13 protein-coding genes are annotated in these 16,101 nt (G+C 38.6%); all 13 read right to left on the bottom strand.

Annotation, left to right across the window (positions count from 1 at the left end; genetic code table 11):
* Positions 1-104 precede the first annotated feature (104 nt).
* Positions 105-1,070, bottom strand: a complete 966-nt coding sequence (locus tag QNH29_RS01705) for a carbohydrate kinase family protein (protein ID WP_283863155.1) — start codon at positions 1,068-1,070, stop codon at positions 105-107.
* Positions 1,071-1,098: 28 nt separating this feature from the next.
* Positions 1,099-2,574 carry a glycoside hydrolase family 32 protein gene (locus QNH29_RS01700; protein ID WP_283863154.1) on the bottom strand — a complete coding sequence of 492 codons (1,476 nt, stop codon included), beginning with the start codon at positions 2,572-2,574 and terminating at the stop codon, positions 1,099-1,101.
* Positions 2,575-2,634: 60 nt separating this feature from the next.
* Positions 2,635-4,086 carry a sucrose-specific PTS transporter subunit IIBC gene (locus QNH29_RS01695; protein WP_283865510.1) on the bottom strand — a complete coding sequence of 484 codons (1,452 nt, stop codon included), beginning with the start codon at positions 4,084-4,086 and terminating at the stop codon, positions 2,635-2,637.
* Between the two features lie 179 nt (positions 4,087-4,265).
* On the bottom strand, positions 4,266-5,261 hold the full coding sequence (locus QNH29_RS01690; RefSeq protein ID WP_283863153.1) for a LacI family DNA-binding transcriptional regulator: 996 nt from the start codon (positions 5,259-5,261) through the stop codon (positions 4,266-4,268).
* Positions 5,262-5,351: 90 nt separating this feature from the next.
* Complete coding sequence (locus QNH29_RS01685) at positions 5,352-5,762, bottom strand: hypothetical protein (RefSeq protein WP_283863152.1); 411 nt, start codon at positions 5,760-5,762, stop codon at positions 5,352-5,354.
* A 235-nt stretch (positions 5,763-5,997) separates the two neighbouring features.
* A complete protein-coding gene (locus tag QNH29_RS01680) occupies positions 5,998-7,512 on the bottom strand; it encodes a glycoside hydrolase family 43 protein (RefSeq protein ID WP_283863151.1) in 1,515 nt (504 codons plus the stop codon).
* 105 nt (positions 7,513-7,617) lie between these two features.
* On the bottom strand, positions 7,618-9,126 hold the full coding sequence (gene arfA / locus QNH29_RS01675) for an arabinosylfuranosidase ArfA (protein WP_283863150.1): 1,509 nt from the start codon (positions 9,124-9,126) through the stop codon (positions 7,618-7,620).
* Between the two features lie 102 nt (positions 9,127-9,228).
* Positions 9,229-10,572 carry an ABC transporter substrate-binding protein gene (locus QNH29_RS01670; protein WP_283863149.1) on the bottom strand — a complete coding sequence of 448 codons (1,344 nt, stop codon included), beginning with the start codon at positions 10,570-10,572 and terminating at the stop codon, positions 9,229-9,231.
* A gap of 155 nt (positions 10,573-10,727) precedes the next feature.
* Positions 10,728-11,378, bottom strand: a complete 651-nt coding sequence (locus QNH29_RS01665; protein WP_283863148.1) for a YesL family protein — start codon at positions 11,376-11,378, stop codon at positions 10,728-10,730.
* Between the two features lie 34 nt (positions 11,379-11,412).
* A complete protein-coding gene (locus QNH29_RS01660) occupies positions 11,413-12,252 on the bottom strand; it encodes a carbohydrate ABC transporter permease (RefSeq protein WP_283863147.1) in 840 nt (279 codons plus the stop codon).
* Complete coding sequence (locus QNH29_RS01655) at positions 12,253-13,197, bottom strand: carbohydrate ABC transporter permease (protein ID WP_283863146.1); 945 nt, start codon at positions 13,195-13,197, stop codon at positions 12,253-12,255.
* An 896-nt stretch (positions 13,198-14,093) separates the two neighbouring features.
* A complete protein-coding gene (locus QNH29_RS01650) occupies positions 14,094-15,224 on the bottom strand; it encodes a GntR family transcriptional regulator (RefSeq protein WP_283863145.1) in 1,131 nt (376 codons plus the stop codon).
* A 412-nt stretch (positions 15,225-15,636) separates the two neighbouring features.
* Positions 15,637-16,095: an OsmC family protein gene (locus QNH29_RS01645; protein WP_283863144.1), complete on the bottom strand. Its 459-nt coding sequence runs from the start codon at positions 16,093-16,095 to the stop codon at positions 15,637-15,639.
* Between the last annotated feature and the right edge of the window lie 6 nt (positions 16,096-16,101).

Below are 16,101 nucleotides of genomic sequence, written 5' to 3'. Positions count from 1 at the left end.
AAGTTCTCTTCAAGCTCTTCAATCGGATGTTGATAGATTTAGGCCTTATAAAGCTTAGTTCATTTTGCAGCCCATTGATCAAATTATAATGTATCCCTGTATCACTATCCTATAAGTTCCTCAACTTCCCCCTTTGTTGGCAATGCAGAGATAGCTCCTTTTCCTGTTGTAGTAAGGGCGCCACTGGCATTAGCAAATTGGAGGATAGAGGCCTGGTGGTTTCGCAGCACTTCCTCAATATTTTCCGGATTCGCATGCAATTCTAGTAATTGATATAAAAACCCGCCGATGAACGCATCACCGGCTCCAGTTGTGTCCACTGGTTCAACAGAGTATCCGCTCGATTCAAACTTCTGATCTTTTAAAATCAAATCTGCTCCGGCAGCTCCCTTAGTGAAGACAACTGCTTTCACGTTTCCAACGAACAAAGATTGTACCGCAGCCGACTCATCTTTTATTCCCGTAATAAACTCAAGTTCTTCATCGGAAACCTTTACGATATCAGCAGTCGGCAAAAATTCGAGAATAGCCTTACGGCAGTCCTCTGGGTCTTTCCATAGCGGAAGTCGCACATTTGGGTCAAAACTGACCAATCCGCCAGCATTTGAAACAGCTTCGATTGCTTTCTTATGTGCCTGTTTCATCGGACTTTCTACTAAATCAACCGAACAAAAGTGGAGAATATCCCCTGCTTGGAACCATGCTGCGTCGATTTCATCCTCGCTTAACAGCAAATCAGCGGAAGGATTACGGTAAAACGAAAAATCACGTTCCCCGTTTTCTTTTAACGAAACAAAAGCCAAGGCCGTATTCGCCTCACCAGTGCGATATACTTTGTCTGTCTCAACACCAGCCTCGACAAGCTTTTCGACTAAAAAGCTGCCAAACGCATCATTGCCTAATTTAGAAATCATCGCTGCTTTCTGTCCATATTTGGCTACGGCAGCAGCGACATTTGCCGGTGCCCCTCCTGGTGCCCTCTCAAAGGAGACAACATCCTTTAAGGCAACCCCTTTTTGAAGGGGAATAAAATCAATCAACACTTCACCAATTGAATAAAGCTTTCCCATTTTTTTCACCTCTCGTACATTGAATAGCCTACTTAATATCCCATTTAACAGCCTGTACATTCGTTTGGCCGCCACAGGAAAATACACGGACTCCATTACTATTTTTACCAGGGAAAATCCTTCCTGTAAATACTTCCTCTCCACCATTTACAAACACTTCAATAGAGGAAACATCAACAAAGATACGGAACGAAATCTTTTCAGCGTCCAATTTACATTTCCGAATCGTACCAAATTCCTCAGCAAAGGGTTCGCCTGACTCAGTCCGATCAAACACAACCTTTTTCGCAGCACAATCATATTTAATAATAGTTTTCTCATTTTCTCCAACCCGGAGTTCCAAACCAAACTCCTCAGCCGTACTATCAGAGAATTCTACATGAAGCTCATACACGTCTCCCTTAAAGTTATCCAAACAAACCGTTTCATTCTCAACCTTTCGGCTTGTTTCTACCTTTTCCCCACGCAGCATTTTCAGCTCATCGACTGGCTGCTGGACGAGTTTTCCTTCTTTAACTGTTAATTCTCGAGGAATTGTTAGACAGTGTGCCCAGCCATTTTTATCAGTAGGATAGTCAATTTCCGGCAATCCCATCCAGCCGACTAAAATCCTGCGCCCTTGATGATCTACCGTTGTTTGCGGCGCGTAAAAATCAAAACCGCGATCCAGCTCATAGAATGGCCCATGCTTTAATTCGATATTCTCTAAATCTATTGGTCTTCCAACTACATACCCTGATTGATAAATATTTTGGCAGCTTTCACCCTCCGCTTTTAACCCTTGTGGAGAGAAAAGGAACACACCTTGTCCATCCAGCTCAAAGTAATCCGGACATTCCCACATATAACCGAAATCTTCACCTAACCCTGTCTTCACTTCACCCGCAAACTGCCAATCTTTTAAATCCCTGGACCGGTATAAAACGACAGATCCAGTCTCATTTTCCCTTTGGGCTCCAATTACCGTATAAAAGAGATCCCCCTGTTTCCAAACCTTTGGATCGCGAAAATGATCGGTATAGCCGCTTGGAGCATCTGCAATCACAGGCGCATCCATTTTGACGATGCTTCCATTCGAATCCATTATAGCCAGACATTGATAGGGGTGTCGATCCCAATTTTCATCGCGCGTATTGCCCGTGTACAGTAAGTATAATTTCCCCTCATGCTCAATTCCACTTCCGGAATATGCCCCATGGCTGTCAAATTCATTCGACGGCTCAATGGCCATTCCAACATTCTCCCAGTGAACGAGGTCTTTAGACTTCGTATGATACCAATGCTTCAACCCATGAACTGGCCCAAGCGGAAACCATTGATAGAATAAATGATACTCCCCGTTAAAATAACTAAAGCCATTCGGATCGTTTAACAATCCTGTCACCGGCTGAATATGAAAAGACTGCCGCCATGGGCATTGATTCACTAGTTTGGCTAATGCTTGTATTTCTTCATCGGTCACGTCATCCATGCTTCTATATCGCTGCTCTTTTGTCCATTCCATGGTGATTCACTCCTAATACAGAAAGGAGAATCACGGGATTCTCCTTTTCATTCTTTTTTACTATGCTGCTGCTTGACCAGATGATTGTTTAACTGCTTTTTTTTCGTCTCTTTTTGCTAAAACAATTGTGACGATAAATGCTGTGATAAATGCGATCGCCATACCGATGATATATGAAATAATGGAATCTGGGCGAATCGAGATAATTCCTGGGATACCAGCAGCTCCTAGTGCAGTGGCTTTAACCTTGAACATTGTTACAAAGCCTGATCCGATGGCAGAACCAATAATGGCACCGATAAATGGATAGCGTAATTTCAAGTTAACCCCGAACATCGCTGGTTCCGTAATTCCTAATAATGCCGAGATTCCGGCAGCTGAAGCCGTTCCTTTGATCTTGCCGTTTTTTGTTGCCTTTAGTACTGCAAGTGTAGCTGCTCCCTGCGCAATGTTTGACATCGCCGCGATAACGAAGATAAATGATCCACCCGTTTTAACGACATCCGCAAGTAATTGTGTTTCTACGGCTATAAAGCTGTGGTGCATACCTGTAATAACAATCGGTGCATAAGCCAAACCGAAGATGATTCCTCCTACGACACCTGTTGTGTCATATAACCAAACGATTCCATCTGTTAAAAGATTACCAGCCGAGCGTGTCAGCGGTCCTACCAAAGTGAACGTTAAAATCCCGGTAATAAAGATAGAGAATAACGGTGTTAATAGATTGTCTAAAGCAGATGGGACAACCTTCCTAAGGGCTGTTTCAATCTTTGCTAAAATAAATGACGCTGCAAGTACAGGAAGTACACTACCTTGATAGCCTACCTTCTCGATCTCTAAACCAAATATATTCCAAACAGGGACTTCATTATTGAGTACTGCTGCTCCATAACCGTACCCATTTAATAAGTCTGGGTGTACCATCAGCATTCCAAGAGTGGCCCCAAGGAAAGGATTCCCTCCAAACCGTTTCGTTGCGGAAAAACCAATTAGTATCGGTAAAAAGACAAAGGCTGCATTTGCAAATGTATTTATAAGTGCCGCTAAATCAGCCATTTCTGGATTGGCATCCACTAAGGATTTACCTTCAATAAATAAGTCTGGAGCCGTTAGGATATTGTTAATCCCCATTAGTAAACCACCAGCTACAATCGCCGGGATAATCGGAACAAAAATGTCTGACAACATTTTGACGAATCGCTGAATTGGATTTAATTTCTTCGCCGCCGCGTCTTTCACATCACTCGTTGACATTTCCGTTTGACCAGACATTTCCGCCAAGTGCTTATAGACCTCGTTCACTGTTCCTGAGCCTAAAATAATTTGATACTGGCCTCCTGTTGAAAAAGTCCCTTTCACGACATCCATGTTGTCTAACGCTGCTTGATTAACAACAGATTCATCCTGTAAAACAAGACGTAAACGTGTAGCACAATGCGCTGCGGCTGATAAATTTTCCTGCCCGCCAATGGCATCCAGTACTTCCCGAGCAATTTTTTTGTGATCCATCATAATCCCTCTCTTTTCTTTGGTTTAGGAACCGGTTCCACTTGAGGGTAAAAATAAAACCCTTTACAGGTGGAACCGGTTCCGAAATTAACTAAAAAAATAATAGGTTAAAAGAGATACCAAATTCAAATGTTACCAGATGAAAAGGTTCTCTTTTTGGAACCGGTTTCTTATCTTTATTATAGGGGACGATGAAAGAGATTGTCAACGCTTTCTCTCTCAATTATTTCAAATTTGGAAACGGTAACTTTTTCCAAAGAGCGTTCGTTGACCAGTTCTATAATATGTTTTGCAGCCGTTTCCCCCGCTTCTTTGTAAAAAAACTTCGCAGTCGTAATGCCAGGATGAATAATACCCGTTACATCATAGCCGCCAAACCCGGTAACGGCTAAGTCCTGCGGTATCATTAATCCCTCTGAATACGACGCCTTCAAAACCCCAAGAGCAATATTATCGGTTGCACAAACAAATATATCCGGATCAAATTCTTCGATGATTTCTTTTGCACTAGCCTGTGCAGCAGGAATATTGAATAAAGTCTCATAGAAGCGAACATCACAATCGTCTACTTCTATTATCGCCTTTTTGAAACCCTGCTTTCGTTTCACACCTACTGAAATATCCCGTTCCGTAACGCCTAGATAAGCAATTTTTCGATATCCTTTCTCTAGTACATACCGCCCCATCGCATTACCAGCATTAAAATCATCATGAATCAGACTATGAAAGTTCTCATGCTCTTGTCCAATTAACAGTACAGGAACTTTAACACTTTCAAATGCCTGGATATGCTGATCGGTAATTTCGGTGGCAAGCAAAATAATCCCCGCTATCTTTTGATTGGCGAAGCTATAAATGCTTTCAATCTCCCGCTCGAGATTTTGACTTGTATTGGAAATAAGCATTTGATAATTCATCTGCTTTAATTGTTCATCGATGCCAATTAGCGTTTGGGAAGAAGCAAAGGAATCAAGCCGCGGGACTATCGTTCCAATAATATTCGTTTTCTTCGCTTTCAAACTCTGTGCAAAAGGATTGGGAGAATATCCGGTTTCCTTGATAGCCTGTTCAATTTTCTTCTTGGTTGCTTCTCCCACCGATCCGCCATTTAAATACCGAGAAACCGTGCTTTTTGCTACACCCGCGAGCTTGGCAATATCTAAAATTGTATTCATAATTCTCAACCTCATAACATTGAAAATTCATATATAAATTATCTAATCAAAAAAACTTTGTGTTTCTGTTAATATAAATAGACGCTTTTACTATTCCTTAGAAAAAGAATTATAATTCTTGAATTTTGAAGACTGTTTTTTCTTTTTTAAGTACTTTTCGTTAAGAACAATAACTTTACTGTTCTCCGTGGGTATGTATTTTCGATAAGTTGATTTATATTTTTCAAATGCAAAGTGCCCTAAAATATAAATTGGTATAATAATGAACATGTTAATTATTAATTGTAAGATCCAGCCGAATTCATTCCCAATGATATAAATCGTCATTACAGCATGTGCTATCATAGAAACCATTAAGATAATAATGACATTACATATATGAAAAGGGAGCACATCTTTTTCTCGGAGTAATCGTTCTAATTCATTCTTGATAAAAAGTGTAGTAAAAACTGATATTACAATAACAAAAAGGGTAACAAAATATGTTAGAACAGAGTACATTTTTTCCGCCCTCACTCTTATTATTCCTATAATATAATTGTAACGATCAAAAAATTATATCTTCATTGTAACACAATATATGAAAAAAGAAGCTTCCCCCAAGTTTGCTCAACTAAGGAGAAGCTTCTTTAAAAATCCGCTATATACAAACTTCGACTAGTTTTCTGGTTTTTCTACCATAATCAAACGAGATGCAAAACCACTGCCTAATTTTTTAGCAATTGTTTTTGCACTATTAAATGGAGTTCTTTTCATAGTGGAAATAAGTAAAATCAACAAAACCTCCAACCTTTGTAGTAGCATAGTTAAATAAGCCAATACGGTAACCCATAAAATGATCTAAAGTGTACTTCATTTTTAATGGACGCCCAACGTTACACCAATTTTCTCCGTCTTCAGAATAGAAAAATTTTGCTAGATCTAAACTATCTTCAAAGTTAAATTGTATTTTTAAATAAATATGATTACTAGAAAACGGAATATCTTCCACTACTTCTTCACTGCCATTACCACTATTTACACACATGACAACGTAGTTGCATCCGTTCTCTCCTGCCTTAATCCCAACAGTTCCAAAGTTGTTCTGGAGGGCAACCAACCCGGCATGATCGCCAGGCTTCATGTTTGAAATATCCATCATAGTTATTCCGGTGCAGGAAGGTCCTTCCGTTCTTTGAGTCAACGTATTGCGAGCATACAAAACACTGTCGGTTAAATGACCCGTTTCCAAACGCAGATAGCCCGGGCGCTTCGTGAATGACCATAGATTATGGTCCGGATTATGATTCCACTGCCAATTTAGAGCGAGCTTGTTTTCTTTATGATCAAACTCATCACTGATCACCAATGGCCATTTAGAAGAAGTAGGCATATTTAGTTCCAATTCTCTTGGTGCCTTTCCATCATTTCCAATCATCGGCCATCCATCCTGCCAGTTTACCGGTAACACATAGGGAATCCTGCCGACAGCATCATGATCTTGAAACAACATCGCATACCACTCATCATCCGGCGTATCAAAAATTGCTCCTTGTGCAATTCCTTTATTGTGGTACTCCATATCATCATCAAAAATCACTTTACGTTCATACTCTCCGAAAAGTTGCTCTGAGCGGTAGCATATCTGCCTTCTTCGGCCGTTGCCGCTTTTTGGCCATTCGATAAACAGTAAATAATATTGCCCATCTATTATGTAGGCATGGCAGCCTTCACATCGCAACCCGATATCTTCAATTTCGGTAACCAGTAATAACTGGTTAACGCCACCAGGTTTTATTGCCGTTGCGTCTTCTGTCAATTCTGTAATGCGTATATCCCCACAGCCATAAATAACAAACACTCTATTCTCGTCAAAAAGCAAAGCCGGATCATGGAATCTTCCTTCAAAAGTAGAGCGCCTCCAATCTCCGCTTTCGATATCCTTCGTCTGATACATATAAAACCGGTCCATATCGTTGCTTGAAAAACATACATAAAACGTTTCATTATGATAGCGCAAGCTTGCCGCCCAAGAGCCCTGTCCATATATACCCCTTCCATCTAACAGATTATGGGCATCATTTTCCTCCAAGGTATCAAATACATATCCGATCATTTCCCAATTTGCCAAATTCTCCGATTTCATAATTGGGCACCCAGGCATCGTGTGCATGCTTGTACTAATCATATAATAAACGCTTCCGACTCTTATCACATCTACGTCGGGGACATCCGCCCACATAATGGGATTGGTTAAAATGGTGTTACTCATATGTTTATCTCCACACCTCTTAATTCTTTATCATCTATTTAGAAAAAATTATTTCCATACCCTTTCCCTTAGAAAGAAGGAAACGATATGGAAATGGATTGAAAACTATTTACGTTTTGCTAAACGAATTACATTCCAGGATAATTTCGGTAATACAGCTGTAACCAAGCCGTTGTCAATCGCGGCATTACCATTTGAATGTGGAGCTACCGGTGTGCCTTTAGCTGAATTGGTTTGTTTTAAGTCATTGTTTTCAAGAACGATATGCTCCACAATCTCATATCCATCAAAATTACGAATATCGCACTCTAGTTCCAAGCCTTCCTTTAAATGGCGGTTTACCGCAAAAATCGTTAACTGTTCATTCTCTTCATTGTATACAGCTGTTGATTCCAAATAAGGAACATCCGTAAAGTCCTTACTATCATATTTTGGACTTGATATAATTGGGTTTAGAGCAATTCCGCGCCCGAATACAGATGTGTGCATATAAGGATAGAAAATAGTCTGCTTCCAGGCAGCTCCATTTTCTTCCGTCATAATAGGGGCGATGACATTTACCAGTTGTGCCATACAGGCAATTTTTATCCGGTCAGCATGCTTTAATAAGGTGATCAGCATACATCCAACCAACAGGGCATCCTCAAAATTATAATGGTCTTCCAGTTGTGGCGGTGCAATGCTCCAAGGTTCAATTTTCTTATCTGCATCATTACTGTGGTACCATACATTCCATTCATCAAAGGAAAGATTAATATTCTTCTTGCCTCGTTTTTTCGCTTTTATGTAATCTGCGATCGATATAACTGAACGTATAAAGTCATCCATTTCAAGAGTCATTGCCAAATAGTTGGAGATGTCATTATCACGATTGCCGTAATATTGATGAAGCGAAATGAATTCAACATGGTCATAGGTATGATCCAACACAGTTGCTTCCCAATCTGCAAAGGTCGGCATGCCTCGGCCGGAGCTCCCGCATGCAACAAGTTCAATGGTCGGGTCAACCCATTTCATTACTTTGGCTGCTTCCTGCGCAATTCGTCCATATTCTACTGCCGTTTTGCTGCCTATCTGCCATGGGCCATCCATTTCATTTCCAAGGCACCAGGTTTTAATTTTATGAGGCTCTTTGTATCCATGAGAAATACGTAGATCACTATAATAGGAACCACCTGGATGGTTGCAATACTCTACCAGGTTTCTGGCAGCATCAATCCCGCGTGTTCCCAAGTTGACTGCCATGTTTACTTCGGCATTTACAAACTTGGCCCATTTCATGAATTCATTTGTACCAATTTCATTGGTTTCAGTCGTGTGCCATGCTAAATCTAGCCTGCGTGGGCGATTTTCAACCGGCCCTACGCCATCCTCCCATTTGTATCCAGAAACAAAGTTTCCACCCGGATAACGAATGATTGGAACCTGAAGCTCTTTTACCATTTCTATTACATCCTGCCGGAAGCCATTTTCATCTGCTTGAGGGTGGCCCGGTTCATAAATACCCCCATAAACCGCCCGGCCTAAATGCTCAACGAAAGAGCCATAGATACGCTTATCAATTTCAGAGATTTTAAAATCCTTTTCCAAAATCATTTTTGCCTTTTTACTCATGGTTTTCTCCTCTCAGAATCATAGCTATAAATCTTTGAATTTAAAATGGCTGAAAAGGGTCAAACTTACTGATCAAAAGTAAGCAGACCCTTTTCTTTATCTTTAATTACCTGTGTTGGCTTCTACCGTTTCTTGTGCTTGTTTCAGGGCTTCTTTAGGAGTTTGTGAATTCTGTCTAAGGACGTTGTTCAATGTGTTTGTATTTATTTCAGTTACAGCATCTGGATAATTTTCATTTACATTTATATTTGGAATTTCATCTTTAATACTTAACAATGTATCAAAGATATCCTTACCGAAGTATTGATAAAATTTGTTATCTTCACGAATAGCAGGGTCTTCCCAAACATCCCAGCGTGGAGGGTCAAAACCTAAGACTGTCCATAACTTAATATTTCCTTCCTTTGAAAGCTTTGCAAATGCCAGGAATTCTTTTGCAAGCTCAGGATGTTTTGTTTGGTTTGTAACCACTGTACCTGTTCCACCCATACCAACGGAACGGCCGCCTCCTTCTTCCCAGGCAGGCATAGGACGGATAACCATTTTACCTTTCAGATCTGGCATATAATCTGTGAAACGGCCCATAAACCATAATGGCATAGAAACAGAAGCCGCTTTTCCTTCATTCATATAAGCATAATATTCTTCAGCATGCGGCTCTCCGCCGGGCATTACCTCAGCAATTTTGTGCTTATTAACCATATCACTTAAAAATTGAAGGGTTTTTACATTCTTTTCATTATCAAGTGTGATATTTCCATCTTCATCAGTAAAATCTGAGCCTTGCTGGGCGATCATCGCCTGGAATTGCATAATATCGCCTGTCTGTACATTCGTCATGAAAGCATCAGTGTTTTCGACTACTTTTTTACCTGCTTCAACATAGTCATCCCATGTCTTGATGGAATCGATATCAACGCCAGCCTTATCCATAATTTCTTTATTATAGTACATGACAGTTGCTCCAACGTGTGTTGGCATACCATAATACTTGCCATCTTTAGAATATAGGTCGAGACGTGATTGAATGAAATTATCCTTTTCAGGTTCAACTAATTCATTCATAGGTAAGAATTGTGGTTCACCTTGCAAATAGTTAGGGAAGCGGCCAACTTCGATATCCACGATATCAGGTGCTCCTTTACCAGATTGTAATGCCAGCAATAGGTTATTGTGCATTTGATCAAATGGGAAGGTTTCGGCCACAAGTTTAATCTTCTTATCCGGATGTAGTTCATTCCAGCGAGGTACCGCATCCTTAAAGAAGTCCAAATGCAATTCAGCAAAGGTCCAGAAAGTTAATTCTGTAGCCCCTTTCTCATCTCCACCGATTACTTCTTTATCGGTTGCCTTTTCTCCAGAGGTTGATTTTCCGCCACCGCTGCACGCCATTAACATGACTACCATTAAGGCACAAAGGATGGATAATAAACTTTTCTTTTTCATTTTTTTGTATTCCCCCTACTTTTATTTTTTTAATTGAAATGAGATAACATAAGTTTCACTGAGAGAATACATCACCTCCTTCAATTTAGAAACAACTATATTCTCTATTTCTTAAGCGTTTTCATTAAGAGATAGAATGTTAAAAACGTTATAAATTAAATGGCTTTTCCAGTTTTTAATGGTTGTTGGTTTCCTCCTTGATCGAGTTGGTTAAAAATCTTTAGTGTAAACCACATGCATGCAAACCCCATTAGACTTATGGTAAAAAAGGGTATGATACCGGGATAGCTAAGCGATAAATAGATGATTGCAAAGATTGAGGCACCACAAAAAATCGTATAATGAATTTTTGTTAAACCAATAATGATGGCATTTTTAAAATGCTGCCTCCAAGTAGCTTTGTAGTGTACCATTAATGGAAACGACCAGATTACGAGTATGATATAGAAAAAAACCAGCAAGTAAAATGCAAATGGGACAGCAAAAACAAATTCACCAGCATGATTCAAAATCACACGATAGTTTGAATACAGAATGATGCCAATTACGGAAATGATCCAACCCATCCTATTCGCCGAAGAAAATTCACTCCGATAAATTTGTATGTATGTATTCCAAATATTCATTTCCTGTTCGCCCATCATCCACTTTCTGGCTACACCTAATACAGCAGCCGTAGCTGGGAATACCCCGGCTACAAACAATCCAAGGATGGAAAATAAAATCCAAAGTCCATTCAATATCACAAGGCGAACAATCCAATGAAATAAATAATCTAGTTTTGATACAATCTGTTTTCCATTCATCTTACTAGCCACCTCTTTATACTACTGCCTTACATCATCCTTTTACTCCGCCAACAGTAAGTCCTGCTACAAAGTACCGCTGGAAGAAGATGAATAGAATGATAATAGGTAAAATGGTCATCACCGAACCTGCGATTAATATATCGTAGTTATTGCCATATGGAGTTAATAATGTTGCTAAACCAATCGGTAAGGTAAACATATCATTTGATCTTAATACAATTAATGGCCATAAGAAATTGTTCCAACTTCCTAATCCTTGAAGGATCGCCATCGCTGCCAAAGATGGAGTCATAAGCGGCAGCATAATTTTAAAGAAAATACCATATTCAGTTGAACCATCAATTCTGGCAGCATCCATTAATTCCTTCGGAAGACCAAGCGCGTACTGTCTAAAGAAGAACACGGCCATTGGTGCAACTGCTGCCGGCAGAATAACCGCCGTATACGTGTTGATTAAATTCAGGTTGACCATTAACTGAAATAATGGCAGCATCAGAATTTCAAATGGCACCATCAATATAAATAGAACACAGCCGAAAATTAAGGTTCTCCCTTTAAAGTCATATAATGCCAAAGCATACCCTACCATCGAAGAGAAGAATAGAGAAAGTACAATAGTAATGGTTGTGATCACCAAACTATTCATAAACCAGCTCCAATAATTCCCCCCCTGTGTAAAAATATACGTATAGTTATCAACACTCATCGTACTTGGATCAAACGTAATACTAATACCGTTACGCATCAATTCCGATGAAGGCCTAAGAGAAGAAATCAATAGGTTAATAATTGGAAATAGAGCCATAAGAGAAAATATTAAAAACGCAAGGTTTGCAATCCACGGAATGATCTTAAATTGTTTCTTTTCCATCTATTGGCCCTCCTTTTTAAAGGCACCTGTTAGAATGAGCTGGATAAAGCTTACTACAAAGATAATCAGCATTAAGATAACTCCAATTGCTGCACCGAATCCCATGTCATTTTGTTGAATACCTTGTTGATAGATATAACCTACAACCGTTAAACCAATATTTCCTGGAGAACCGGCCTCCCAGAACACGAAGCTTTCTTCAAACATTCTAAATCCACCGATAACAGAAATCGTTGCTACGAAGATGGTTACTGGTTTTAAGAAAGGCAGGGTAACATTCGTGAATTTTTGGAAGGTTGTAGCACCATCTATTTCAGCAGCTTCATATAATTCCTTCGGAACATTTTGAAGACCAGCTAAGAAATAAAGGATATTTACCCCCATCCATTTCCAGCAGCAAAGGAGCACCATTAAAAACATGGCAGACCACGCTTTGTATCTCCAATCCATTGATTCAGCACCCAACCAGTTAAGAATCTGGTTTGCAGCAGCTGTATCCGTTTCACCAAACATAAGTCTGAAAACCATACCAGCTACAATGGTTGAAGCCAGAGAAGGCAAGAATAACGAAGCACGAAAAAATGTTTTAAATTTTACTAGTTTTGAGTCTAATAGAACAGCAAGTATGATTGGTACAATCGTTAAAATGACTACTGTTAAAACAACATAAATGGCTGTATTTGAGAGCGCTTTATAAAATATGGGATTAAAAACTCTCGAATAATTATTCATCCCTATATAAGTAACTTGACCTGGCAATACTTTCTGGAAACTCATAATAATAGCTTTGATAGACGGGTATAAGGAGAAAACTAGAAAAGAGAGTATGAACGGTGATACAAAAATATAGGGAACTACTTTTTTAGAATTTAAGAAATTAAGTATTTTATTTTGTCGCTTGACAGGAGTCGCGAGTTCTTGTGGTGTACTTGACGCAGGTAACATTAGAAAACCTCCCTTAGGAAATACTCTGTGATAATTTCTTCTTAGGTTTGCGTTAGACCAGTTAAACTTTCTTCATACTTTCTTTTATTCTTATTGTGTAAAATTCCATAATCTTATGTAGTGGCAATTCTGTGTTGTTACAAACTGGAAGTAATTACGAAGAAAAGAACTTATCATTCTTAGAGGTTTATTCTCTTAGATGTTGTGTATTTTGACAGTTAAGGATTAATAAACAGTTTGAAAGACTTTCTTCCTTACTCTCTGGACATTTCATCTAACTATCTTTTAGTCAGGCACCTCCTTCATATTTCCATTTTCCTTTGTTAAGATGAAACGGATTCTGTCATTAACCACTGATGTCAACGCTTACAAATTTGCAAAAATTTAAAAGTATCTACCAATCTTTCTTAAATAGATATACGAACGAATTTTAACATCTTAATCAAATTAACCTAACTTGTCCGTATGTGTTTCTCTAAAAAAATTATATGTAATTTAGTAAAAATTTGCAATAGTATTTTTTAGAATTGCGCCAAAATTCCTAATTCTTTAGATTTAACTTCATGTTAATTCCCTTATATATTTCCTTATGGATTTAAAATGTCACTCCTTAAAATCCACCAATATAAAGGATAATTTTCTCGATACATAAAAAATTTTTTTAGTGGAGAGACAAGTGTTAAAGAATGGGAATCTTTAAAAGATTAGAGAGTTATATCAAAATTAAAAATAAAGAGAGGATAAATCTTGATTGAAGGCATTAAAGGAAAATCATAAAGATTTAGAGAAAAACAACGGGCAGGCGTTCAACCAATAAAAGGTTGGACGCTGAAATTGGGGAAATTTGTACCGTTGTAAATCGGGGGGAAATTAACCATTGTTGACATATGGAAATTTTATTTAGATGTGACTGTTTTTCCCTCTAAGTTTTTGGTCGAGTCACGTACAATTAGGCTAGGCTCAAATATAATGGACTGTACTTTATCATTTGTTTTTTTGGGTTGGTTATTCTTTTCTTTGACTAAATCTACAATCATCTTTGCTGCTGTTTCCCCCATCTTGCTTTGCGGGTGTTGGATCGTCGTTAATTTTACTGCGGCCAGTCTTCCGATTAGAGAATCATCAAAGCCTACCATTGAAAAATCTTCTGGAACACGGAAATTTTTCTCTCGAAGTACTTCTAACATGCTAATCGCCAGCTCATCATTATAGCAAACAATTGCTGTTGGCTTTAAACCCTGGTCTAATAGTTCAATAAAAGTCTGTATCGGTTTATTTACTTTGTCACTTGAATCATACGTCACAATTCCATTTGGATTAATGGTAACACCATAATGTCGGTGTGCTTTAATAAAGCCTTTCATTCTTTTCACACCTTGAAGATCATCCGTTTTAAAAAAACCAACAATGTTCGTATGCCCTAATTGAATAAGGTGTTCCGCTTGAACATAACCGCCCTTCTCATCATTCATCGTAATACTTAACGGCTCCAATTCTTCATAATAAGCATGTATCATAATATATGGAATGTTTAAACGTTCCATATTTAGGTAGTATCCTATATTTGGGTTTGATATGGCACTTTTTGTTGGTTCAATAATGACCCCATCAAAGGGTTCTGTTAATATTTTCTCTAAAATCCTTTTCTCATTCTCATGATCATTATTGGTACTAAAAAGACTAACATTGTAACCATGTTGGCTTAAAAAGGATTCTGCTCCTCTAATGATAGAAGGGAAAATATAATCTGAAATGAAGGTAGTAATAATGGCAATATTTCTCTGAGTAACCCCACTTGATGACCTATTATCCAATGATCGGTCGGCACAAAAAGTACCTGCTCCTTGTTCCCTATATAGCCATCCTTTATTGACGAGGTCGCCAATCGCTGCACGAACTGTATGACGGCTAACCCCAAACTGCTTCATTAGTTCACTTTCTGAGGATATTTTTTGATGAGGTTGATAGGTTCCATCCAGTATTCTCGATTGTATTTCTTGTTTCACAATGTCATATTTTGTACTCATACAAACACCTCTCTCTTTATTGCAAAATATTTATTAGTCTATTTTTTCGACCGATGGAAACCGCTTACAAACTAATTAAAAAATATATTTTCAGTTTTTATCGTCAGCTTATACGTAAGTTTTCAATCATTATTTCATTTTATTATAAATTGTACGTATATTCAAATAATTGTTCGTCTGCTCTGTTAGGTTAGTTATTAACCATCATCTATATCTTACATTCCTTAACTGACTAGTTGCTCCCGTTACATTGGGTCGTTATACAAATGCACAAAGCCCTATCCACTTATTATTGAATAGGGCTTCATTATATTTTTTCATACCACTTCTGTTTTAGAAATCAATAACTTCCAAAAAGGGGTCAATCCCCCCTTGAATTAAAGCTATAACCTACTGGGGACTGACCCTGAAATTAAATTTGAGCTGTAACAGGTGCTTTTACCCATTGGTTTTCAATTGGGATTCCTGCGTCTTTTATTGTTCTAAAGACCGGGCAGCGTAAATCAACAGCTGCTTGCATTTCATTGATTCTTTCTTGTGATTCAGATGTTTCAACAACCGCTTTTACAACTACTTTTTCAAAATATGGTTTTACTTCTAAATTACCCATCAAACCGCTAATATCAAGTTCACCTTCTACGTCAAATGAGATTCCTTGAAGGTCAAAGTCCATTTCCTTCGCAATGATTTGTGCCATTACGTTTTCACAACCGATAAGTGACGCTAAAAATGCTGAAAGCGGGTCAATGGCAGAATCCTTACCGCCCATTGCAACCGGCTCATCAATGGCAATTTTATGCTTACCTGCCACTGAATCTGTTCTCATTTCACTTCCGATTCCTTCCACCCTCACCTTAATTTGCTGTCCCATACTTCT

Origin of the sequence: Neobacillus sp. DY30, assembly GCF_030123065.1 — a bacterium.
GTDB lineage: Bacteria > Bacillota > Bacilli > Bacillales > Cytobacillaceae > Neobacillus.
Note: the sequence above shows the minus strand (reverse complement) of the source record. Positions and strands in the feature narration are given on the sequence as shown.